The sequence below is a fragment of the Sphingomonas sp. HITSZ_GF genome (assembly GCF_029543155.1).
Classification (GTDB): Bacteria; Pseudomonadota; Alphaproteobacteria; order Sphingomonadales; family Sphingomonadaceae; genus Sphingomonas.
The window spans coordinates 305883-330059 of sequence record NZ_JARQXA010000003.1; the positions used below are offsets into that span (position 1 = coordinate 305883).

A 24177-nucleotide genomic window follows, 5' to 3' on the forward strand; every position below is an offset into this window, starting at 1 on the left:
GGGCGGGCCCCCTCCACCACCGCCTATCGGCGGCGGTCCCCCTCCCCGTTCCGGGGAGGATTTTTCAATCCGCCAACCACGCTGCCACCCAGACCAGCGGGGCGTTCCAGTTGATTGCGACTTCGTTGAGCGCATAGGCGTGGACGTCGTCCGCCCAGCAGCGCTGGGGCGCGCATTTGCCCTTCATCTTCGCCGCGACCGGATCGGCCATCGCGATTGCATTGGCGCCGCCCGACAGCACCCCGGGCGGCGGGCCCGGCAGCGCCGGATCGAGCGACGGCGCCCAGAAGCGGTGGTGCGGATGCTGCATCGATCGGGTGCCGTAGCCGCTGACATAGGAGACATGGTTGGGGTTGCGGCCGAGGACATAGTCGATCGCGTCGATCACCCCGGCGCGGTATTTCGAGTCATGCGTCAGGTCGCCGGCGACGCCCAGCACCATCGCCCGGTTGAGCAGCGCGCCGTTCGAGCCCCAGCTATATTGGGCGAGCGGGACGCGGTAGCCGTTGCTGGCCCCATCGGCGAGGAAGCGATCGGCCGTGGCGACGAGCGCGGCGCGGAGGCGCTTCACTTCCGCCTCGGGCAGCTTCGACGGGCGCGTCGCCAGGGTGATCGTGCCGAGCGTGGCGGTCTGCGGCCAACCGGGCTCGCCGGGGGCGGTGCGGAAGTGCGGCGAGGCCTCCAGCGCCTTGCGGTATTCGGGCTTGCCGGTGGTGACGAACAGCTCGGCGGCGGCCCAGTAGAATTCGTCGGACACGTCCTCGTCGCCATAGCCGCCAGAGCCGGTGAAGCTGTTGGTGGCATAGACCCGCGGGTTGCGCAGGGCGGCGGCGAAGGCGCGCTCGGCGGCGGCGAGGCAACGTGCGGCGAAGCCATCGTCCGCGCCCTTCCAGATGCGGGCGCACTGGGCCGCGGTGGCGGCGAGGTTGAGCGTCGCCGACGTGGTGGGCGGATAGAGCAGCCGCTCCTGCGTGTCGTTCTGCGGCGGCGTGGGGAGCGCGGTCCAGGCGCGATCGGCGACCTTCTGGTGCGCCATGCCCGAGGCATCGAGCGTGGCGAAGTCCGGCGGGTCCGATCGCCAGCCCCGGCTCGCCGCGATCAACTTGAACGGACCCGAGGGGAGCGAGAGCTTCGTGCCCTCCGGCACCTGCATGCGGAGCAGGAACTCCATCTCGGTGCGGGCTTCGTCGAGCAGGCCGGGGGCGCCGTTCGGGCCGGCGGGGAGCGCGGCGGGGCGCCGCTCATGCGCATCGAGCAGCGTCCACAGCGCGATGCCGCCATTGACGACGTACTTGCCGTGATCGCCGGCATCGTACCAGCCGCCGGTCACGTCGAGGCTGTAGGGGCAGCCGCCGAGCCAGAGGATGTCGCGCTCGTCCTTGCCAGTGAAGCATGTGGCGACTTCGTGCGGGTGGCCGGCGGGGCGCGCCCATTTGGCGCCGACAATGCGTGCCTCGATGGGGACGCCGGCGCGCTGGTGGTAGAAGAAGGCCAGCGCATCGCGGGCGAGCGGGGCGTAGAGGTTCGGGCGGATCTGGAAGCTCTGGCTCTCACCAAGCACCGTGCGAAGCCGATAAGCGCCGGGCGTACGGAAGGCGGAGAAGTCGATGCGCTGGACCGTCAGGCCCGAGGCCGCGTCGTCGCCATAGGGTTCGGTCCTGCCGCGCATCACGACCTGATCCTTATCGTCCTGCAACTCCCAGGCACTCACCTCTGCCCCGGCACGCAGGATGGCGAGCTTGGGGTCGCCGGGCTCGAAGCCCAGCTGATTGACGTCGATGGCGACCGGCGGCGGCGTTTGCGCGCCAAGCAGGAGCGGAGCCGAGCACAAGCCTAGCAGGCATGCCCATAAATTCCTCCCCGGAACGGGGAGGGGGACCAAGGCGCGAAACGGCTTGGTGGAGGGGGCCCGCCCTCCCCCAGCGACAGGTTTCGGGGAGAGCGGGCCCCCTCCACCACCGACCTGCGGCCGGCGGTCCCCCTCCCCGTTCCGGGGAGGATTGTGGGGAAGCTTCACTCCCCCTGCCCGGCGAACAGGCCGAAGACCGAGCCGACAAAGCCGCCCGCGACCTTGGTGGTGAGGCTGTCGGTCTCGACGGTGCCGAGCTGCTTCCAGGCGTGGCTGGTGCCGAGCGCGGCATAGCTGAAGGTGTAGCGGCGGCCCTGCACCGCGATGCGCAGCCGGGTGGGGCCGGAGGGCGCGGGCGCAGTGAACAGCGTCGTGCCGAGCTTCGGACTGTTCGGCCCCTCGCGCTGGTCGAGCGTGACCAGCTTCTTGCCGCCGACCTGCTTCACGCCGAGGAAGAACCAGTAATCGTCGTTCTGGAGGACGACGAGGCCGGCGCGGTCGCCCTCCTTTTGCGGGGCGAACTGCACCCGGGTTTCGGCCTGCGCATTGCTGTGCTGCTGGCGGCGGGCGAGAAAGCTGGGATTGGCGTTGTCGCCCAGGCCCGGCGCGCGTGCGGTGAGGCTGAGGCCGGCGGCACCGGTGCGGTACCAGCCCTCGCGCGGGTTGCGCAGCATCATCCAATATGCGGGGAGGCTGCCGCGGAAATCGTCGCGGATCGTGAAGGCGCCGCTGGTGGGGATCGGCGCCTTGTCCGCCAGCAGCGCGGGGCGGGCATGCGTCCAGGGGATCGGCGTGGCGGGCGGCAGGATCACCGGCCAGCCGCCTTTCCATTCCACCGGCAGCAGGAAGGTCTCGCGGCCGGTGGTGTAGAAATCGCCGTCATAGGGGCGCACGGCGAGGAAGGTCGCCCACCATTTGCCGTCGGGCGTGGTGACGAGCTGGGCATGGCCGGCCGAGGTGATCGGCATCGCCCGGTCGCGCGGCAGATCGCGCTGGGTGAGGATCGGGTTGCCGCTCCAGGCTTCGTACGGGCCGGTGACCGATCTGGAGCGCAGGATCACCTGGCTGTGCCCCTCGGCGGTGCCGCCCTCGGCGCAGCTGAGATAGTACCAGCCGTCCTTCTTGAAGATGTGCGGCCCCTCGATCCAGATCGGCTTCTTCGCGATGTCGATGCCGCCGTCGACGAGGAGCGTGCGCGGGCCGAAGGTCTTCAGCGTCTTGCGGTCGAACGCCTGCACCCAGATCGCACGGTGGCCCTGGTAGAGCGGCTCGCCGCGGGTGGGGCCGTTGTTGACCACCCAGGCGCTGCCATCGTCGTCGAAGAACATCGAGGGATCGATGCCGCCCTCCAGATCGGGCAGCCAGACCGGATCGCTCCACGGGCCTGCCGGGTCCTTCGCGGTGAGCACGAAATTGCCGCCGCAATCGACGCAGGTGTTGAGGATGTAGAACAGCCCGTCCTTCGCCTGGATCGACGGCGCGAAGACGCCGCGCGACAGGCCGAGCTGCTTGAAATCGAGCTGACCGGGCCGATCGATCGCGTTGCCGATCTGGGTCCAGTTGACCAGGTCGCGGCTGTGGAAGACCGGGATGCCGGGGAACCAGCCGAAGGTGGAGGTGACGAGGTAGAAATCGTCACCGACGCGGGTGACGCTGGGATCGGGATAGAAGCCCTTGAGGATCGGATTGCGATAGTCGCCCGACCTGGCGACGAGCGCGTCGGGCGCGTCCTTGCCGCTATAGGTGAAGCTGGAGAAGGTCGCGACCGGCTGGGCGATGGCGGGTTGCGCCGCCAGCCCCATCGTCATCATCCCCAACCCACCTATCGTCATCCCCGCGCAGGCGGGAATCCAGGATAACCGAGCGATGCCCTTCGTGACTCTGGATCCCCGCCTGCGCGGGGATGACGGAGTAAGAGGGGATATCGTGGAAATTCCCTTGCTCATGCGGCGCAATGCTCCCGGATGAAGTCGCGGTGGCTGGGCATATAGTCCGCGCTGTTGGCGATGGCCTCGCGGATATGGGCGAGGCGCGAGCGGGTTTCGTCGAGCGGCATCACATCGGCCACCGGATCGTGGCTTGCCGGCTCGATCAGCTGGCCGAGCATCACCGCGAACCAGCTGGTGTCGTTGAACAGCTCCTCATTCTCGCGGAAGGCGCGGCCATGGCTGCGGAAGACGCGCATCTTCTCGGCCAGCCGCTCGGGGATCTCCATCGTGCGGCAGTAATTCCAGAAGGGGGAATCGGTGCGCTCGGTGGCGTGATAATGGAGGACGAGGAAGTCGCGGATCTCCTCGTAATCCGTCGTCATGATCCGGTTGTAGCGATCGATATCGGCCTGGTTGAAGTCGCGGTCCGGGAACATCGTCAGGAAGCGTGACAGACCCGACTGGATCAGCCAGATCGAAGTGCTCTCGAGCGGCTCGAGGAAGCCGCCCGACAGGCCCATGGCGACGCAGTTCTTCACCCACATCTTGTTGCGGTGGCCGGTCCTGAACGGGACGACGCGCGGATCGGCGAGCGGCGCGCCATCGAGGTTCGCCATCAGGATCGACGTCGCCTCGTCGTCCGACATGTAATCGGACGAGAAGACATGGCCGTTGCCGATCCGGTGCTGGAGCGGGATGCGCCATTGCCAGCCGGCCGAATGCGCGGTGCTGCGGGTATAGGGCGTCCATTCGTCGACGCTCTCGCAGGGCACGGCGATCGCGCGGTTGCAGGGGAGATAGTGCGACCAGTCGGTAAAGCCGGCCTTGAGCGCCTGTTCGATGATCAGGCCGCGAAAGCCCGAGCAATCGATGAACAGGTCCGCCTCGATCTCCGCGCCGTCCTCCATCTTCACCGACTGGACGAAGCCGTCCTCGCCGCGCAGCTTGACGTCGACGATCTTGCCTTCGCGCCGGACGACGCCGCGTGCCTCGGCATAGCCGCGCAGGAACTTCGCATAGAGCCCGGCATCGAAATGAAAGGCATAGGCGATGTTGGAGAGCGGCGAGTTGCCGGCATCGATCGAGCGCATGAACTTGTTGTCGCGCGCCGCCATCGCCTGGAGCGACCAATTGTCGAGATCGGGCGCCTCGCCCAGCTGGCGGAGGCGGAGATAATAGGCGTGGAAGGACACGCCCTTCATGTCGAGCCCATAGCCGCCGAACGGGTGGAAATAGCGGTGGCCGATCCGGCCCCAATTGTGGAACTCGATCCCCAGCTTGAAGCTGCCCTTGGTCTCCCGCATGAACTGGTCCTCGTCGAGGCCGAGCATGCGGTTGAAGGTCGCCATCTGGGGGATGGTCGCCTCGCCCACGCCGATGATGCCGATCTCGTCGGACTCGACCAGCGTGATCTTGGCGTAGTCCGGGCCGAGGATGCGGGCGAGCGTGGCGGCGGTCATCCAGCCGGCGGTGCCCCCGCCGACGATCAGGATGGAGCGGATGTTGCGGTCGCTGGGGGCTTTGGCGGTCATGGTTCGGTCCTTGCGGGCGCGTGCTGGGCGAGCCAGGCGGCGTGATCGGGCATCGCCTCGGCCGCGCGGCGGAAAGTGGACTGGATGCGCTCGACCATCTGGCCGACGCGGGGCATGTCGAGCGCCTCGACCAGCGGATCCCAGCCGGCGGGATCTACGCCCTGCCCGCGCAGCACCGCGACCCAGCTCGGCTCGGCGAACAGCTCGTCCTCGTGCCGGAAGATCCGGCCGCGGTTGCGGAACAGCGCGATGCGTTCGGCCAGGCCATCGGGCAGCGCCATGTCGCGCAGGCCCTGCCAGAAGGGCTCGGCGCGGCCGTTGAGGTGGTAATGGAGGATGACGAAGTCGCGCACCCGCTCGAACTGGCTGCGGCTGAAGGCGTTGTAGGCGTCGCGCTCGACATCGCCGAAGCCGCTGTCGGGGAACAGCGCGAGCAGCCGGGTGATGCCCGACTGGATCAGGTGGATGCTGGTCGATTCGAGCGGCTCGAGGAACCCCGAGGACAGGCCGATCGCGACGACGTTGCGCACCCAGGCCTGTTTGCGCCGGCCGGTGACGAAGCGCAGCATGCGCGGATCGGCGAGCGGCGCGCCTTCGAGATTGGCGAGCAGGGTCGCCGCCGCCTCGTCGTCCGAGACGTGCGCGCTCGAATAGACATAACCGTTGCCGGTGCGATGCTGGAGCGGAATGCGCCATTGCCAGCCCGCCGGGCGCGCGGTGGCGCGGGTATAGGGATGGAGCGGGCCGGCATTGGCGGAGGGAACCGCGACGGCGCGATCACAGGGCAGCCAGTGCGTCCAGTCCTCATAGCCGGCATGCAGCGCCTGCTCGATGATCAGGCTGCGAAAGCCCGAGCAATCGAGGAACAGCGCGCCTTCGATACGGGTGCCGTCTTCGAGCACCACCGCCTCGACATGGCCGTCAGTGGCGCGCAGCGGGGTTTCGGTGATCCTGCCCTCGACCCGGACGACGCCGCGCGCCTCGGCATAGTCGCGCAGGAAGCGGGCATAGAGGCCGGCGTCGAAATGATAGGCATAGACCAGCCGGGAAAGCGCCGAGCTGGAATCGTTGTTCGACGGCAGGAAGCGGTTCAGCCGCGCGGCGACGGCGGAGAAGCAATAGTCGTCGAGCGGGCCGGCCTGGCCGGCGGCATGCAGCTTCTGCCAGATCTGGTGGAAGCGCACGCCCTCGATATCGAAGCCGAACTCGCCGAACGGGTGGAGATAGGCGTGGCCGGGCGCGTTCCAGTCGACGAACTCGATGCCGAGCTTGATCGAGCCCTGGGTGGCGGCGAGGAAGGCGCGCTCGTCGATGCCGAGCATCGCGTTGAAGGTGCGGATCGGCGGGATCGTCGCCTCGCCCACCCCGACCGTGCCGATCGCATCGGACTCGACCAGCGTGACGCTCACCCCGCCCGCGACCATGCGGGCGAGCGCCGCCGCCGCCATCCAACCGGCGGTGCCGCCGCCGACGATGACGACGCTGCGGATCGGCGGGGCGGCATTCATGGCATCAATCCTTCGGCACGGAGCGTCACGCCGTGATGCGGCATGGCGCGGACTGCGTCGAGGATCAGTTCGCGGATCCGGGCGAAATGCTGGCCAAGCGCCACCTCGGGAATGGCGTCGGCGAGCGCATCGTGGCGGCGCGGGCGAATGCCCTGGCCGTCGAGCACCGCGATCCAGTCCTCGGCGGCGAACAGCTCGCCCTCGTCGAGCGGGACGCGGCCGCGGCTCTCGAACAGATCGAGCTTGCGCCCGAGCGGCTCGGGGACGGGCATGGCACGCGCGGCGTCCCACATCGGCTCGCCGGCGCGGCCATTGGTCTTGTAGTGGAGGATGGCGAAGTCGCGGACGCGATCCGCCTCCTCGGCGGTGAGGCGGTTATATTCGGCAGGCTCGGGACCGTCCGGCGCGGCGGGGAGCAGCGCGACCAGCCGGGCGAGCGCATTCTGGAGCAGCGCGAGGTTCCAGCCGTGGAGCGGCTCGACCAGCGCGGCGGCGGCGCCGAGCGCGACGACCGTGCCGGTCCAGGCTCGGGTGCGGCGCCCCTGGGCGATTGCGACCGCGTTCGGCTGCGCGGGGAGATGGGCCGAAGCATAGAACAGCGCCCCGCCCTGGCCGCCGATCAGCGGCACGGTGCGCTGCCAGCCCGCCTCGAACGCGCCGGCATGGCCATAGGGCGGCGGGATGCCTTCCGCCGGAGTCCAGCCTTCGACCACGCGGTCGCAGGGGAGCCAGGCAGACCAGTCCTCCCAGCCGGCACCTCCGGAGAGCAGCCCGGCAGGGCCGGAGCAATCGAGCCAGAGATCGGCGGCGATGCGGGTGCCGTCGTCGAGCGCGACTCCGCCGTCGACAAAGGCGCGGAAGCTGCCGGCGGGCGCGAGGCCGGTGGCGGCGCGGAGTGTGTCGGCAAGCGCGGCGCGATCGAGATGCAGGCCATATCCATAGCTCGACAGGATCGAGCGCGGATCTTCGCTCGGCCGGTCGAACCGGCCCGAGGCGGCGGCGATGGCGGCGAGCGAATAATCGGCGAGGCGCAGCGGCTGGCTAGCCTCACGCGCCCGCGCGGCGAGCTGGTGGAAGGCGGTGGTGGCGAGCGGCGCGCCGATCGTGCCGAAGGGCAGGAACCAGTCCGCCGCCTGCCCCGCCCAGCCCGAAAAGGCCGAGCCGAGCGCGAAGCTGCCGCGGGCGGCGCGAAGGAGCGCGCGCTCGTCGATGCCGTGATCGGCGAGCCAGTGCGGGAAATCGGGCAGGCTCGCCTCGGCCGGGCCGAAGGGGCCAAGGCTCCAGTCCGGGCCTTCGGTCTCGACCAGGTCGATGCGGACGCCGGGCAGCGCGCGGACCAGCGCCAGCGCCGCCATCCAGCCGGCGACCCCGCCGCCGACGATGCCGATGCGGCGGATCACGCGACCAGTCCCAGCGCGGCTTCGTGGCGAGGCATCGCTTCGGCGGCGGCGGCGACCTGGGCGCGCATCGCAGCCAGGGCAGCGGCCATGCCCTTCCCGCCCGCGCGCGGATCGGGGTGGCGCGGCACGACATGCTGGCCGAGATAGACGGCGAGCCAGCTCGGCTCGAGGAAGGTGCCCTCGCGATACTGGACGACCACGCCGCGCTCGCGGAACAGGGCGAGCTTGTATGCGAGCGAGTCCGGCAGCGCCATCGCCCGGCAATGGCGCCAGAACTCGGAATCGTCGCGCTGCTGGCAGTGATAATGGAGGATCAGGAAGTCGCGGACGCGCTCGTAATCGAGCGCCATCAGCCGGTTGAACTCCTGCGCGTCGAGCGGGTCCCAGTCGTGGGTCGGGAAGAGATCGAGCAGCCGCCCGATCGCCACCTGGATCAGGTGAATGCTGGTCGATTCGAGCGGCTCGAGAAAGCCCGAGGCGAGGCCGATCGCCACGGTGTTGCCCAGCCACTGGCTGCGCCGCTTGCCGGTGACGAAGCGCAGGCGGTTGGGCTCGGCGAGCGGCTCGGCGGGGAGCTGGGCGAGCAAGATGTCGAGCGCGGCCTCATCGCCGGTGAAGCCGCTGGCATAGACATGGCCGTTGCCGGTGCGGTGCTGGAGCGGGATGCGCCAGATCCAGCCGGATTGCTGGGCGGCGGCGCGGGTATAGGGGGCGAGCGGGCCGCGATTGGCGCAGGGGATAGCGATGGCCCGGTCGCACGGCAGCCAATGCGTCCATTCCTCATAGCCGGCATGCAGCGCCTGCTCGATCAGCAGACCGCGAAAGCCCGAACAATCGAGGAAGAGATCGGCTTCGAGCGCCTCGCCGCCTTCGAGCGTGACCGCGCGGACAAAACCGGTTTCGCCGTCGAGCGCGACGTCGACGATCCTGCCCTCGCGCCGGACGACACCGCGCGCCTCGGCATAGCCGCGCAGGAACCTGGCGTAGAGGCCGGCATCGAACTGATAGGCATAATTGTAGGGCGCGCCGTCGGGCCGCTGGAAACGCCCGCGGCGGGCGGCCTGGATCGGGAGCGAATAATCCTCGAACGCCCCCGCCCCGCCCTGCGCCAGCCATTGGTGGTGGAAGGGAACGCCGGCGATCGGCGCGCCGAACTCGGCAAAGGGGTGGATATAGCTGTCGCCGATCCGGCCCCAGTCGGCGAACTCGATGCCGAGCTTGTAGGTGCCCTTGGTCGCGGCGAGGAACTCGGCCTCGTCGATGCCCAGCGTCGCGTTGAAATGGCGGATATGCGGGATCGTCGCCTCGCCGACGCCGACCGTGCCGATTTCGGCGGATTCGACCAGCATGATCGCGAGCGGCGTGCCGGCGAACTTGTGCGCCAGCGCCGCGGCGGCCATCCACCCCGCCGTGCCCCCGCCGGCCACGAGTACGCGCTTCACCAGCATCTGTCTTTGTGCCCCTCTCCAGCTCGGATGTTAGCGCTCCCTTCGCGAAACCGTCAATCGAAACAGGGGGTGATTCGAGGCCGAACCGGCCCTTTCGCAGGTGCAAAAAATCCGTGAAATCCCTGCCGCAATGCAGCGAAACCGTTGCAAAACTGCCGAAAATCAGAGGTTTTCGCAGAAGTGAAACAAGACGGCTTGATCTTTCGATAACTCCTACTTTAGGAAAGACACAAACAAGAAACGCGCCGTAATATGGTAGCGCTAACAAGGGAGGGGAGACGCGCGATGCGCAAGATCGATTCACTGCATCCTATCGACCGGAGCATCCCGCTCCGCACGGGCGCGCTGCGCGCCGGCGTGTCGGCGGCGGCACTTGCCTGCCTTTCGGTCGCGGCGCCCGCCTGGGCTCAGGAGACCCCTGCCCCCGCCCCGAGCGAGACCACCCAGGAAGACACGATCGTCGTCCAGGGCTATCGCCAGTCGCTGCAGAGCGCCCAGACGCTTAAGAAGAACAGCGACGTGGTGGTGGATTCGGTGACCGCCGAGGACATCGGCGCGCTTCCCGACCGTTCGGTGACCGAGACGCTGCAGCGCATCCCCGGCGTCTCGATCAATCGCTTCGCCGCCGGCGTCGACCCCGACCACTTCTCGGTCGAGGGCTCGGGCGTGGTGGTGCGCGGCCTCACCTATGTCCGCTCCGAGTTCAACGGCCGCGAGGCGTTCAGCGCCAATAACGGCCGCTCGCTGAGCTTCGCCGACGTGCCTTCGGAAATGATGGGCGGCGTCGACGTGTTCAAGACGCCGACCGCAGACCGCATCGAGGGCGGCATCGCCGGCGTGGTCAACCTGCGCACGCGCAAGCCGTTCGACAACAAGAAGGGCCTGGTGCTCGCCGGCGGCCTCGAGGCCAATTACGGCGACTTCGAGAAGAAGTGGACGCCGACGGGCTCGATCATGCTCAGCAACCGCTGGCAGACCGGCATCGGCGAGATCGGCGTGCTCGCCAACTTCTCCTACTCGCAGCTCAAGACCCAGTCGGATCGTTTCCAGGTCTCCAGCTTCCGCATCCGCAACCTCTATTCGGACGGCGACGTGGTCGACAACGGCAACGGCGCCACCGTCAGCCGCCAGGTCTATTTCCCCCGCGGCGCGGTGATGGGCCGCCAGGAGTTCAACCGCGAGCGCTATGGCTATGCCGGCGCGCTGCAGTATCGCAGCAACGACGGCTCGATCGAGGCAGTCGCCCAGTTCCTGCGTTCCGACGCGCGCCAGGCCTGGACCGAGCGCACGATCGAGATCGCGACCGACAACGTCTCGTCCAACGGGGACTCGCGCCGCGTCGCGGGCACCACGCTCGATTTCGACAGCGACGGCATGTTCGTGGGCGGCACGATCACCGGCCCGACCGGCTGGCGCGGCGACCAGAATACGGGTGCGGCACGCACCCCGATGCTGGGCCTGCAATCGAACAACATCCGCCGCGACCACCAGGAACAGCTGGTCACCGACGATTACGGCTTCAACCTGAAGTGGAACGCCAGCGACCGGCTGGGCGTGACCTTCGACTATCAGCATGTGAAGTCGAAGACCGACGTGCTCGACAACACGATCTGGAACTCGACCTACCAGAACGCCTCGATCAGGCTCAACGGATCGGACTTCCCTACGGTGGCCTTCCTGCCGCCGCAGGTCTGCAATGGCCCCGCCGCCAATTCGCAGAACCCGCCGGGCACCGCCTATGACTGCAACACGGCCCAGGCAGTGGGCGGTTCGATGAACCCGAGCTATTTCGGCGCGGGCCACACCAGCTTCACCGATCCGTACAACAGCTTCCCGCGTGCGGCGATGGATCATATCGAGCAGAGCGACGGCAATTCCGACGCCTTCCGCCTCGACCTCGACTATGCGCTGCCCGAGGGCAGCTTCCTCAAGTCGATCCAGGGCGGCGCGCGCTATGCCGATCGCCAGCAGATCTCGCGCTATTCGCGCTACAACTGGGGCGTGCTTTCGGAGCAGTGGGGCAATAACGGCCCGGTGTGGCTCGACATGCCGGTGAACGGCAACAACGCCGTCCGCACCGACGGCATGATCCCGGCGATGAACTCGGCCTATTTCTTCGACAATTTCTTCAAGGGCCAGGTGACCAACCCGCTGGGCGGCGACGGGCGCCTCTATTATTCGGGCAACACCGCCAGCGGCTATGCCCAGATGATCGACTATGCCAACTCGATCGCACGCGAGTGGCAGGGCACGACCACCTGCGCGGCCGACGGGCGCACGATCAACAATGGCTGGAACGCACTGGCCAATCGTTGCGGCGTGATCGCCGGTACGCCGTTCCTGCGCGACGAGATCAACCCGATCCGCGAGCAGAACTATGCGGCCTACCTGATGACGCGCATCGACACGCATCTGGGCGGGCTGCACCTGACCGGCAATATCGGCGTGCGCTATACCAAGACCAAGCGCCAGTCGGACGGCTACAACTCGTTCACCAACACCACGGCCTTCCCGACCGACGCGAGCTGCGCGGTGGTGCCGACGCCGCCGGCGACGGTTTCGCCCTTCTGCTCGTTCAGCGTGGCGGACCGCAACAATGCGCGGGCCTTCGTCAATGGTGCGCTGACGCCGGTGAGCGCCAAGCTCGACTATACCTATTGGCTGCCCAGCGTGAACTTCAAGCTGGAGGTGGGCGGCGGCCTGCAGTTCCGCGCTGCCTATTTCAAGGGCGTCTCGGCACCGCAGACGGGCTATATCCGCAACTATATCCAGGCAAACCTGTCGGTGGTGCAGAACACCGATGCCAGCGGCAACCTGATCCCCAACAGCTTCCGCTTCCAGGGCGTGACCACCGCGGGCAATCCGTATCTCAGGCCGGTCGAAGCCGATAACTTCGACATGACGGCGGAATGGTATTTCTCGCGCGTCGGCTCGCTGACCATCTCGGCCTTCTACAAGGTGCTCGACGGGGTGGTGACCAACAACACCCGCCGCGTGGACCTGACCAACAACGGCCAGACCTATCCGGTGGTGATCACCACCCCGATCAACGCCACCGAGAAGGGCAAGATCAAGGGCTTCGAAGTCGGCTATCAGCAGACCTTCGACTTCCTGCCGGGCTTCCTGAAGGGCCTGGGCCTGCAGGCGAACTACACGTTCGTCGACAGCTCGGGCGTGCCGCAGTCGACGCTGTCGGAGACCGATCCGGACGTGGCCGCCGGCCGCGTGACCACGGTCGATACCTCGCTGCTGCCGCTCCAGGGGCTCTCGAAGCACACGGTGAACGTGACGCCGTTCATCGACATCGGCCCGGTCTCGATGCGCGCCAGCTATTCGTGGCGTTCGGACTTCCTGCTGACCGTGCGCGACGTCATCGTGCCGAACGACCCGATCATCAACAAGGCGACCGGCCAGCTCGACGCATCGATCTTCTTCGCGGTGACCCCGCAGATCAAGATCGGCATCCAGGGATCGAACCTGACCAACGAAGTGACCCGCACCAACGCGGTGATCACCAAGATCGGCGACCCCAAGGGCTATGTCGAGGTGCCGCGCGGCTGGTACATGAACGACCGCCGCTTCGCCGCGATCGCCCGCTTCAACTTCTGACCCGAGTTACACCCTGCCCTGGCGCTGCCGACACCCCGTCGGCGGCGCCAATTTTTTGTTCAGGCGGGACGATAGCTGAGGAAGATGTTGGCGGTGAGCCTGCCCGTGCGGGGATCGGGGGCGCCGGCGCCGGCGACCAGCCCGGAATGGAGCTGGCGGCTGCGATAGACGAGCAGCCGGTCGAACGCCGCGTCGGCGGCGGCGATCTGCTCGAACTCGGGCGTGTCGCCGCGGATATAGCCGGGTGCAGGCGGCGGCTCGGTAGCGCGCACGGCCTGGTAATGCGCCTCGCGCTCGGGCGTGATCGCCTCGAAGCCGGTGGCCCGGTGGCGATAGAAGGCGGTGCCGCCCTGCTCGGGGCCGCACAGATAATGGAGGAAGGCGAAGTGGAGCGGATCGCTGGTGTCGATATGCGGCACGCGCTGCGCGGCGACGAGATCGCCCGGCGGCAGCGTGACCAGCGAGAAATTGCACTCCGCCCGCCCCAGCCGCACCGCGCCGAGCCCGAAGGCGTCGCGCACCACCGGATCGAGCGCGCGGACCACCGCCTCGACATAATCGAGCGGCGCCGGCGCGCGGATGCCGGGATAACCGCCGGCCGGACCATGGACCGGTGCGAACGCCGCCTGGGTGGCGGCATAGTCGACCAGCGCCGCCGCATCGCGCATCAGCCCGTCCAGGCAGAGCAAAGGCTCGCCTTCGCGCCCGAGGTGCGACAGGCGCGCGGCGGGGCGCGCATTCAGCGAGAAATCGTGCGACACCATGGTCATGTCCGGGACATCAACCCTTTCGATATGGCTCTAGCATTTCCGGGATCGTGACAAGCATGGCGCAGGCGCAAATCCGGGAGATCGAGGGGCCGCTGGACGCCGAGGGGCTGCAGGCGCTCGTGCGCGACTATGCTCCCGCCGTGCTGCGCGGCGTGGCGCGCGACTGGCCGCTGGTGCAGGCGGCGGCGCAATCGGACGCGGCGGCCTGCGACCATCTGCTCGGCTTCGATCGCGGCGCGGCGGCCGAGGCCTTTGTCGGCGCACCGGCGATCGGCGGGCGCTTCTTCTATTCGGACGACATGCGCGGCTTCAACTTCGAGCGGCGCAAGGGGAAGTTCGCCGATCTGCTGCGCTATGTGCTGGCGCTGAAGGGCCGCGCCGACGCGCCCGCCGTCTATGCCGGCGCAGTGGAGACGGCGCAGGCGCTGCCGGGCTTCGCGGACGCCAATGCCCTGCCCGCGCTGGCCGGGCTCGATGCCGAGCCGCGGATCTGGATCGGCACCGCCGCCAGCATCACCACCCATTTCGACGCATCGGACAACATCGCCTGCGTCGCGGCGGGGCGGCGGCGCTTCACGCTGTTCCCGCCCGAGCAGACGCCCAACCTCTATATCGGCCCGCTCGATCATACCGTGGCCGGGCAGCCGCTGAGCATGGCCGACACGGCCGCGCCCGACTTCGCCCGCTTCCCGCGCTTCCGCGACGCGCTGGACGCGGCTCTGGTGGCCGAGCTCGAACCGGGCGATGCGATCTTCATCCCGGCGCTGTGGTGGCACCAGGTCGACGCGCTGTCGCCGTTCAACCTGCTGGTCAATTTCTGGTGGACGGACTCGCCCGACCAGGACGCGCGGTTTGACGCGATGGTGCATGCGATCCTGACGATCAGCCATTTGCCGCCCAAGCGGCGCGAGGCCTGGGCGGCGTTCTTCGACACGTTCGTGTTCCAGCGGCACGGCGATCCGGCGGGGCACATGGCCCCCGAGCATCGCGGCGTGCTGGGCGCACCGACGCCGGAATTGCGGCGGTATATCCGGCAATATCTGATGCGGGGGCTGGGACGGCCATAGCAGGTCCGCATCTTCCTTCTCGTCATCCCCGCGCAGGCGGGGACCCAGAGCCGCAAAGGCATCGCTCGGTAACTCTGGATCCCCGCCTGCGCGGGGATGACGATGAGAGGGACGCGAGGACGACGATTCGAGGAGCGTCTCCTTATTCAGCGCCCCTGCCCCGGCGCATAAGGGGTGGTGATCGCCTTGTAATAGTCGAGGTCGTGCGCCGGCGGTTTGTGGCCCTCGGGCAGCGGGCGCTTCGAGATCGACTGGAAGTACGCAATCGAGGCGTCGCGCCACCACATCGCTTCCTCATGCTGAATCGCCAGGAAATCGCGGACCTGTGCCCAGCGCTCCGGATCGACCCTGGCTTCGAGGCCGGCCCAGTCCGCCTGCATCCTGGCGACCGCGTCGACGCCGGCATCGTAGTGGATCACCAGTTCGTCCCAGAGCGTGCGGCCGGACTGCATCCGGTAGTCCCAGGGGACGTGGTGGAACCAGAGCAGCAGCGCGTCGGGCACGGTCTTGAGGCTGTCCCAGCGTTTCGCGACCTGTGGCGCATATTGGGATAGCGCGTCGCTGCCGGCCTTGGTCCGGTCGAAGCCGATGCCGTCGGGCGCGGCCCTGGCGTAATAGACCGGGTTCCATTCGGGGCGCTTGAGGTCCGCGACCCAGGGCCCGGGGCCATAGTGATGGCCGGTCGCCATCTGGTGGGTGAGGCCGAGCGGAGTCATGTAGTTCACCACCGCCTCGCGCGAGCCCATCATCATGCGGACCACGGTGTCGACCGTCGCGCCGTCATTGCCCCAGGTCATCGCCGCCCAGTCGCGCGCGATCGCATCGGCCCCGGCATCGGGATTCCAGGCGAAGCGGCCAAAGGCGTACCAATTCGCCTGATCGAACTGCGAGCCCGACCAGTTGCGATCGGTGCCGATATTGGCGACCCCGGCCATGCCGGTGGCGGCGCCGGGATCGACCGGCGTTTCAAGCAGCTTGGCGACGGTGCTGCCCTTGCCGGGGCGGAAGGTGTCGGCCTCGAGCGCCTCCTCCCACATCGTGCCGAGATACGCGAGGTGGGTGGCGAAGCCGAGATATTCCTTGGTGATCTGGAATTCCATCATCAGCGGCGTCCTGGGCATCGCGCCGAACAGCGGATGGAAGGGCTCGCGCGGCTGGAAGTCGATCGCGCCGTTCTTGACCTGGACGAGGACATTGTCGCGGAACTTGCCGTCGAGCGGCTGGAACTCGGTATAGGCCTGTTTGTGCCGGTCCTCGGCATTCTCCGCGGCATAGACGAAGGCGCGCCACATCAGGATGCCGTGGTGCGGGGCGAGCGCGTCGGCGAGCATGTTGGCGCCCTCGGCATGGGTGCGCTTGTAATCGGCCGGGCCGGGCTGCCCTTCCGAGTTCGCCTTGACCAGCAGGCCGCCGAAATCAGGAATGACGGTGTAGATCTCGTCGATCTTTGCCTTCCACCAGGCGCGGACCTGCGGATCAAGCGGATCGGCGGTCTTGAGCCCGCCCAGTTCGATCGGGGCGGAGAAGCGCGCGGTGAGATAGACCCGGATGCCATAGGGGCGGAACACCTCCGCCAGCGCCTTCACCTTCTGGAGATAGTCGGGGCGGAGGATATCGGCATTGGCGTTGACGTTGGTCAGCACCGTGCCGTTGATGCCGATCGAGGCATTGGCGCGGGCGTAGTCGGTGTATCGCGGATCCTTGTAGAGCGGCAGCTTCTGCCAATCCCACAGCGACTGGCCGGCATAGCCGCGCTCGACATGGCGATCGAGATTGTCCCAATGGTTGAGGACGCGGACCTTGAGCTTGGGCGCATCCACGATGTCGAGCCTGTCGATCGCCTGGCCGGTCTGGAGGAGTTTCAAGAGGCGGAAGACGCCGTAGAGCGCGCCGACATCCTTGTTGGCGAGGATCAGGATGGTGGGCTTGCCTTCAATCGCCAGGGTGCGGATCGCATAGCCTTCGTCGCCGATGCGCGGCAGATCGCGTGCCGCCACGTCGAGCGGCATGGCATCGGTGGTGGCAATGAGGATTCCGCCCGCCTCGTCGACCCTCGCATGCTGGCCGGGCACGGCGCCAAGCATACCGCCGAGCCCGCGCTTCAGCTCCGCCGCAGCGGCGGCGATCGTTGGGCGATCGGTGGACGCGACGAAGTAGCGAAGCACCGGCGCGACGCGCGCCTTAGTGGCAGATTCGAGCGGCTGATAACGCAGCCAGAGGTCATATCCGTCTTCGGCATGGCCTTGATTCGCAAGGCCGAAACACAAAAACGCAGACAAAATAGCCAGCAATTTCCGAAGCATCGCTCTTCCCGTCTCTACGCGGTCATACGCCGCCGTTGACAAGCTTGTACCAGCGCAACAATGGTAGCGCTACCAAGCACATAGGCACGCGGCAACGACGTGCCGGAAGAGGAAGGGGAACCCGCGACGTCATGGCCGAGATCGTATCCGCGCGCGTGATCGTCACCTGCCCCGACCGCAACTTCGTGACGCTCAAGATCGAGACCGCGGACGGCATTTCCGGCATCGGCGATGCGACGCTGAACGGCCGCGAGCTGGCGGTGGTCGCCTATCTGCAGGATCACGTCATTCCCTGCCTGATCGGGCGCGACGCGCACCGGATCGAGGACATCTGGCAGTATCTCTACAAGGGCGCGTACTGGCGGCGCGGCCCGGTGACGATGTGCGCGATCGCGGCGGTCGACATGGCGCTTTGGGATATCAAGGCCAAGCTGGCGGGCATGCCGCTCTACCAGCTGCTCGGCGGCGCGAGCCGCGAAGGCTGCATGGTCTATGGCCATGCCAACGGCGCGACGATCGAGGAGACGATCGAGGAAGCCGTCCGCCATGTCGAGCAGGGCTACCGGGCCGTGCGGCTCCAGGCGGGCGTGCCGGGGCTGAAATCCACCTATGGCGTCGCCAAGCCGGGGCAGCGCTACGAGCCCGCGGACGGGAGCCTGCCGACCGAGAGCTTGTGGTCGACCGAGAAATATCTCCGCTCGGTGGCGCCGTTGTTCGAGAAGGCGCGCGACGTGCTCGGCTGGGACGTCCACCTGCTCCACGACGTCCACCACCGGCTGACCCCGATCGAGGCGGCGCGGCTGGGCAAGGAACTGGAGCCGTACCGGCTGTTCTGGCTCGAGGATGCCACGCCGGCCGAGAACCAGGCCGGCTTCCGCCTGATCCGCGAGAAGACCACCACCCCGCTGGCGGTAGGCGAGATCTTCAACACGATCTGGGACGCCAAGCAGCTGATCGAGGAGCAGCTGATCGACTATATCCGGGCGACGATCGTCCATGCCGGCGGCATCACGCACATGCGCCGCATCGCCGCCTTCGCCGACCTCTACCAGGTGCGCACCGGCTGCCACGGCGCGACCGACCTGTCGCCGGTCTGCATGGCCGCGGCGCTGCACTTCGGCCTGTCGGTGCCCAATTTCGGCATTCAGGAGCTGATGCCGCACACGGCGACCACCGATGCGGTGTTCCCGCACGCATACAGCTTCCGGGACGGCATGATGCATCCGGGCGACGCCCCGGGGCTGGGCGTGGAGATCGACGAGGAGCTGGCCGCGAAATACGAATATAAGCGCGCCTATCTCCCCGTCGCGCGCCTTGAAGACGGAACCTTGTCCAACTGGTGAGCGGGAGAGGCTTGCTGATGACTGACATTACGCGTCGTGGATTGCTGGGCGCAGGCGCCGCGCTGGCGCTGCCCTTCCCCGCCCTTGCGCAAGCCGCCGAGGGGCTGAACGCCGTGGCGAAGACCAAGGGTATGCGCTTCGGCTCCTGCTTCGCCTGGGGTGCACCGGGCGCCGATCGCGGATCCTTCGCCAATCCGAAATATGCCGAGCTGCTCAAGCGCGACTGCGGCATCCTGGTGCCCGAGAACGAATTCAAATGGCAGGCGATCCGGCCCGACGCCAAGACCTTCAACCTCGACCATTTCTCCGACATGCTCGATTTCGCCGAGGCGAACGGCATGACGATGCGCGGCCACACGCTGCTGTGGCACAAGACGCAGTATTTCCCGAAATGGCTGAACGAATACGACTTCGGCGCGTCGCCGATCAAGGAAGCCGAGCGCATCCTCGGCACGCATATCCGCACGCTGTGCAAGCTCTACGGCAACCGGATCGTGAGCTTCGACGTGGTCAACGAGACGGTGGAGGAAGGATCGGGCGCGCTGCGCACCTCCTCGCTGTCCAAGGCGTTCGGCGGCGCCGAGGCAATGCTCGACTTCGCCTATCACACCGCGCGCGAACATGCCCCGGGCGTCGAGCTGGTCTATAACGATTATATGAGCTGGGAGCCGGGCAATGAGGGGCACCGCTACGGCGTGCTCAAGCTGCTCGAGGGCTTCCGCAAGCGCGGCGTGCCCTGCGACACGCTGGGCGTGCAATCGCATATCGGACTGACCGGCGACGGCACGGTGGGGGCGCTGGTGAGCCGGCAGGAAAAGCCCTGGCGGACCTTCCTCGATAGCGCCACGCAGATGGGCTACAGGCTGGCGGTCACCGAATTCGACGTCGATGATCATCTGCTGCCCGGCGATCCGAAGATCCGCGACGGCATCGTCGCCAATTATGCCGCCGCCTATCTGGAAATCATGTTCTCCTATCCCCAGCTCAGGGACGTACTGGCCTGGGGCATGTGCGACCGCTTCACCTGGCTGAACGGCTACAAGCCGCGCAAGGACAAGACGCTGCAGCGGGCGACGCCCTATAATGACCAGTACCAGCCAAAGGCACTCCATGGGGTGATCCGGGATGCCTTTGCGGGTGCCGCTGCACGATAGGTCGATCTTGTCCAAGATCGTTCAGGAAACTCGTGCTAGGGGCTGATTCGACGGACCTATGACGGGGGTGGAACGATGGCGGCGCTGGCCGCGAGCACTGAATCGAGCTTCGAGGCGCTGCTGGGCGGCGATCTCGATATCGGTCAGTTGCACGCCCTTGCCGACCAGGTCGCCGCCCTCCATGCCGCCGCGCCCAAGGCCGACGGCACCGTCTTCCGCAAGACGCTGGCGCTGAGCGCCACCACCGATGCCCAGCGCGCCGAGCTGGCGCAGCATGGCGACGCGATCGGCCGCCGCATTGCCGGCGGACGGATCCGCGCGGTGATGGGCGAGCCGGTCGACAAACTCTACGACCTTTCCCGCGCGCTGATCGAAGTGATGCGCGCCGGGCTGGCCGGCGAGGCGAACATGATCGCCAACCGCTATCTCGACGTGGCGCCGCAGGGCGCGACCGGCTGGGCGCTGCTGCCGCTCTATCTCTCCCTGCGCGCCAATGGCGAGGCCGAGCTGGCCGACAGCCTGCTCGCCCCCGCCCGGCCGCGGCTGGTGGTGGTCGGCGGGCTATCGGGCACCGGCAAGTCGACGCTGGCGCGGCTGCTGGGTAGCCGGATCGGGCGCCTGCCCGGCGCGCGCGTGCTGCGCTCCGACGTGTTCCGCAAGCGGCTGGCGGGGGTGAGCCCGGAAACCCGGCTGCCGCCGAAACATTATACCCGTCGCAATGACGACGAGACCTATGAAGCGCTGTTCGAATCCGCCGACGATCACCTGGCCTGCGGCAACAGCGTGATCCTCGACGCGGTGTTCATGGGGCGCAGCGAGCGCGACGTGGCCGAGGCGCTGGCCGAGCGCCACCGCGCGGGCTTTACCGGCATCTGGCTGGAAGCCCCCGAGCGCGACCGCATCGCGCGGGTCAATGCGCGCGCGAACGACGCTTCGGACGCGACCGAGGCAGTGGTGCGCGAGCAATCGCGCCGATCGGTGGGCGAGATCCACTGGCACCGCATCCGGGCGAACCGGCCGCAGGAGACGATCGTCGCCGCCGCGCGTGCCGCGCTCGACCGGGCGCGCTGATGGCGATCGCCACGCTGACGCTCAACCCGGCGCTCGACGTGACCACCTGCACCGAGAAGGTTCGCCCCGGGCACAAGCTGCGCTGCTCCACGCCGCGCTTCGATCCGGGTGGCGGCGGGATCAACGTGGCGCGGGTGGTGACGCATCTGGGCGGCGCGGCGACGGCGGTCTTCCCCAGCGGCGGGCCGGCGGGCGCGACGATCGTGCAGCTGCTCGAGGCGCAGAAGATCCCGATCCTGCCCGTGCCGATCGCCGGCGCGACGCGCGAGAGCTTCACCGTCGACGAGGGCCGGCCGGGCGACCAGTATCGCTTCGTGCTGCCCGGGCCCGAGCTGGGGAAGGAAGAGCTGGCGGCCTTGCTCGACGCGCTGTTCGCGGTGCCCGACGTCACCCATGTCGTGGTGAGCGGCAGCCTGCCGCCCGGCTGCGACCCGGCGATCCTGAAGCAGATCGGCGCACGCTGCCGCGACGCGGGCGTGAAGCTGGTGATCGACACCTCGGGACCGGCGCTGGCCGCGGCCCAAGGTGCCGGGGCATGGCTGGTCAAGCCGAGCCTGCGCGAAGTCGCCGACCTGCTCGGTCGCGAGATCGAGAGTGCGGACGACGAAATGGCGGCGGCGCGGGAGTTGCGCGACCGGGGCTTTGCCGAAGTGGTGGTGGTGTCGCTGGCCGAACGCGGAGCGCTGCTCGTCGGCGAGGGCCAGGAACTGCGCGTGCCCGCCATCGAGGTGGATGCCAAGGGCACGGTGGGTGCCGGGGACTCGATGGTGGCAGCGATCACCCTTGCCGCGTCGCAAGGCAAGGGGATCGAGGATGCGCTGCGCTACGGCATCGCAGCCGGCGCGGCGACGTTGATGACGCCGGCAACCGAACTGGCACGAAAGGAAGACGTCGAGCGGCTTTACGCCGGCACGCGCTCCTGAGCCGCAGCATCGGTGCTGCAGAACAGGCCGTACATCGCCTCGAGCATCTGGCGAGCTTCGTCGCTGGCCAGCGAATAGAAGATCATCTGGCCGTCGCGACGCGCGGCGACCATGCCCTCGCGGCGAAGCAGGGCGAGTTGCTGTGACACGGCGGTATCGCGAGCACCGGTAAGGCGCGCGAGTTCACCCACAGACTTCTCGCCATCGAGAAGGTGGCAAAGCAGCAGGAAACGGCTTCGACCCGATAGCGCCTTCAAAAACGCGGAGGCGCGATCAACTACGGCAATCATTTCGTTCTTCACGGGCGTGACAGCTAGGGCCCCCAAACGGGACTTGCAACCGCTATCTCGCGGGAAAAACAACGGATTTTGCAGCAAATATGCAGATATTCAGGCGGTTGAATAGCCGGTTTCTGAAAACCATATCCGAAACTTATCCATGCTATTTCCAGAACTTTTCGAACCGAACGTGCCTGCCGGAATCGAACTGGCCGGGAATATTATTTCGGCCGGCGAAGAAGCCGCGCTGATTGGAGCGATCGACGATGCCGGGCTGGCGCCGTTCCGCTTCCAGCAATGGCAGGGCAAGCGGCTGACCCGCAGTTTTGGCTGGCATTATGACTTCGCCGATTCGCGCCTCGCCCGGGCCGAACCGATCCCGGATTGGCTGCTGCCGCTGCGCGAGCGGGCCGCGGCACTGGCCGGGCTGGCGCCGGGCGACCTCGTCCAGGCGCTGGCGATCCGCTACGATCCCGGTGCCGGCATCGGCTGGCACCGGGACCGGCCCGTGTTCGAACATGTCGTGGGCATCTCGCTGGGCGCCCCTGCGAGGTTGCGGCTGCGCCGGCGACGGCCGGACGGCAAGTTCGACCGGGCGGAGATCCCGCTGGAACCGCGAAGCGGCTATCACCTATCCGGCGAAGCGCGGCATGGCTGGGAACACAGCATCGCGCCGATGGACGCGCCGCGCTGGTCGGTGACGTTCCGGAGCCTGGCGAATTAACTCCCCTCCCTTGCAGGGAGGGAAATCAGAGCGCGCTGAAATCCACCGGCGCATCCTTGTCGAGCGTCCTGGACTGGTCGGCGAGCGGGTATTTCAGGCCGGTGGCGCAGTTGAACAGCAGCACCGTCTCGTCCGGCGAGACGAGCCCTTCGGCCAGCGCCTTGCGCCAGGCCGCCAGCGTGGCGCCGCCTTCGGGGCAGAGCAGCAGCCCATCCTGACGCGCCGCATCGTCCACCGCCTGGGCGATCGCCGCATCGCTCACCGCCATCGCCACGCCGCCGCTTTCGCGCACCGCATCGAGGATCAGGAAATCGCCGACCGCCTGGGGCACGCGGATGCCCATCGCGACCGTGTGGGCGTCTTCCCAGCGGGTGGCGTGGCGCTCGCCCGCCTCGAAGGCGCGGACCATCGGCGCGCAGCCTTCGGCCTGGACCGCGATCATCCGTGGCCGCTTCCTGCCGATCCAGCCCAGCGCCTCCATCTCGGCAAAGGCCTTCCACATGCCGATCAGCCCGGTGCCGCCGCCGGTGGGATAGAAGATCACGTCGGGCAGCTCCCAGCCGAGCTGCTCGGCCAGCTCGAGGCCCATCGTCTTCTTGCCTTCGATGCGATACGGCTCCTTGAGGGTGGAAAGGTCGAACCAGCCGCGCTCCTTCGCCCCCTGCCCCACCAGCTTGCCGCAATCGTCGATATAGCCGTTGACCCGATAGACGCGCGCGCCCTGCGCCGCGATCTCGCGGACATTCACCTCGGGCGTGTCCGCCGGGCAGAAGACCACGGATTCGATGCCGACGCGGCTGGCATAGGCGGCCGCGGCGGCGCCGGCATTGCCGTTGGTCGGCATCGCGATCGTACGGACGCCGAGTTCCTTGGCCATGGCGATCGCCATGACCAGGCCGCGCGCCTTGAACGAGCCGGTGGGCAGCCGCCCCTCGTCCTTGACCCAGAGGTGTCTGGCGCCGGCCGCACGCGCGAGCTTGTCGAGCGGGATGATCGGCGTGGCGATCTCGCCCAGGCTGACGATGTTCTCGGTACGGCGGACGGGGAGCAGCTCGCGATATTTCCAGAGGTCCGCCGGGCGGCGGGCGAGTTCGTCGCGGGGCAGCGCGGCCCTTGCGCCGTCGAGATCGTAGCGGACCAGCAGCGGCCGGCCGACACGCGAGAGGCCATGGAGCCGATCCGCCTCGTAGCGCTCGCCGGTCATCGAACATTCGAGATGGGTGACGAAAGTCGGGCGATCGGCGATCAGATTGGCGTCGTGGCGCAAGGC

Annotated in this window: 17 protein-coding genes; 7 read left to right on the top strand and 10 right to left on the bottom strand. The window is 67.8% G+C overall.

The genetic code is table 11. From position 1 onward, the window contains the following. Positions 1-64 precede the first annotated feature (64 nt). The 6 genes from P6144_RS10435 to P6144_RS10460 form a co-directional block, all read right to left on the bottom strand. Positions 65-1831, bottom strand: coding sequence for a glycoside hydrolase family 9 protein (locus tag P6144_RS10435; RefSeq protein WP_277767693.1), 1767 nt, complete (start codon positions 1829-1831; stop codon positions 65-67). 182 nt (positions 1832-2013) lie between these two features. Further along, positions 2014-3660, bottom strand: coding sequence for a glycoside hydrolase family 43 protein (locus tag P6144_RS10440; RefSeq protein ID WP_277767694.1), 1647 nt, complete (start codon positions 3658-3660; stop codon positions 2014-2016). Between the two features lie 131 nt (positions 3661-3791). Then, on the bottom strand, positions 3792-5309 hold the full coding sequence (locus P6144_RS10445) for a tryptophan halogenase family protein (protein ID WP_277767695.1): 1518 nt from the start codon (positions 5307-5309) through the stop codon (positions 3792-3794). Continuing rightward, a complete protein-coding gene (locus tag P6144_RS10450) occupies positions 5306-6817 on the bottom strand; it encodes a tryptophan halogenase family protein (protein WP_277767696.1) in 1512 nt (503 codons plus the stop codon). Before P6144_RS10450 ends, P6144_RS10445 begins: the two co-directional genes overlap by 4 nt. Further along, on the bottom strand, positions 6814-8217 hold the full coding sequence (locus P6144_RS10455; RefSeq protein WP_277767697.1) for a tryptophan 7-halogenase: 1404 nt from the start codon (positions 8215-8217) through the stop codon (positions 6814-6816). Before P6144_RS10455 ends, P6144_RS10450 begins: the two co-directional genes overlap by 4 nt. Next, complete coding sequence (locus P6144_RS10460; RefSeq protein WP_277767698.1) at positions 8214-9665, bottom strand: tryptophan halogenase family protein; 1452 nt, start codon at positions 9663-9665, stop codon at positions 8214-8216. Before P6144_RS10460 ends, P6144_RS10455 begins: the two co-directional genes overlap by 4 nt. 285 nt (positions 9666-9950) lie before the next feature. Here P6144_RS10460 and P6144_RS10465 point away from each other — a divergent pair, with 285 nt between their 5' ends. Further along, positions 9951-13274, top strand: coding sequence for a TonB-dependent receptor (locus P6144_RS10465; RefSeq protein ID WP_277767699.1), 3324 nt, complete (start codon positions 9951-9953; stop codon positions 13272-13274). A 59-nt stretch (positions 13275-13333) separates the two neighbouring features. Here P6144_RS10465 and P6144_RS10470 read toward each other — a convergent pair whose 3' ends face one another. Next, a complete protein-coding gene (locus P6144_RS10470; protein WP_277767700.1) occupies positions 13334-14044 on the bottom strand; it encodes a DUF6445 family protein in 711 nt (236 codons plus the stop codon). 56 nt (positions 14045-14100) lie between these two features. Between P6144_RS10470 and P6144_RS10475 the strand changes: the two genes are divergently transcribed. Then, complete coding sequence (locus tag P6144_RS10475) at positions 14101-15111, top strand: cupin-like domain-containing protein (RefSeq protein ID WP_277767701.1); 1011 nt, start codon at positions 14101-14103, stop codon at positions 15109-15111. Positions 15112-15257: 146 nt separating this feature from the next. On the opposite strand, the gene P6144_RS10480 is transcribed toward P6144_RS10475, so the two are convergent. Continuing rightward, entirely contained in the window at positions 15258-17414 is a 2157-nt protein-coding gene (locus P6144_RS10480; RefSeq protein WP_277767702.1) for an alpha-glucuronidase family glycosyl hydrolase, read from the bottom strand. 131 nt (positions 17415-17545) lie between these two features. Here P6144_RS10480 and manD point away from each other — a divergent pair, with 131 nt between their 5' ends. The 4 genes from manD to P6144_RS10500 all read left to right on the top strand — a co-directional run bounded on the left by manD (position 17546) and on the right by P6144_RS10500 (position 21905). Beyond that, positions 17546-18757, top strand: a complete 1212-nt coding sequence (gene manD, locus P6144_RS10485) for a D-mannonate dehydratase ManD (protein WP_277767703.1) — start codon at positions 17546-17548, stop codon at positions 18755-18757. Between the two features lie 17 nt (positions 18758-18774). Then, entirely contained in the window at positions 18775-19911 is a 1137-nt protein-coding gene (locus P6144_RS10490) for an endo-1,4-beta-xylanase (protein ID WP_277767704.1), read from the top strand. A 75-nt stretch (positions 19912-19986) separates the two neighbouring features. Further along, positions 19987-20982, top strand: a complete 996-nt coding sequence (locus tag P6144_RS10495) for an AAA family ATPase (RefSeq protein WP_277767705.1) — start codon at positions 19987-19989, stop codon at positions 20980-20982. Continuing rightward, entirely contained in the window at positions 20982-21905 is a 924-nt protein-coding gene (locus P6144_RS10500; RefSeq protein WP_277767706.1) for a 1-phosphofructokinase family hexose kinase, read from the top strand. Before P6144_RS10495 ends, P6144_RS10500 begins: the two co-directional genes overlap by 1 nt. Here the strand turns inward: P6144_RS10500 and P6144_RS10505 are convergent. Further along, complete coding sequence (locus P6144_RS10505) at positions 21884-22195, bottom strand: metalloregulator ArsR/SmtB family transcription factor (protein ID WP_347275761.1); 312 nt, start codon at positions 22193-22195, stop codon at positions 21884-21886. The two genes, P6144_RS10500 and P6144_RS10505, sit on opposite strands and share 22 nt — an antisense overlap. Before the next feature lie 148 nt (positions 22196-22343). Between P6144_RS10505 and P6144_RS10510 the strand changes: the two genes are divergently transcribed. Further along, positions 22344-22907 carry an alpha-ketoglutarate-dependent dioxygenase AlkB gene (locus P6144_RS10510; protein ID WP_277767708.1) on the top strand — a complete coding sequence of 188 codons (564 nt, stop codon included), beginning with the start codon at positions 22344-22346 and terminating at the stop codon, positions 22905-22907. Positions 22908-22932: 25 nt separating this feature from the next. Here the strand turns inward: P6144_RS10510 and P6144_RS10515 are convergent, their stop codons facing one another. After that, positions 22933-24174 carry a threonine synthase gene (locus P6144_RS10515; protein WP_277767709.1) on the bottom strand — a complete coding sequence of 414 codons (1242 nt, stop codon included), beginning with the start codon at positions 24172-24174 and terminating at the stop codon, positions 22933-22935. Between the last annotated feature and the right edge of the window lie 3 nt (positions 24175-24177).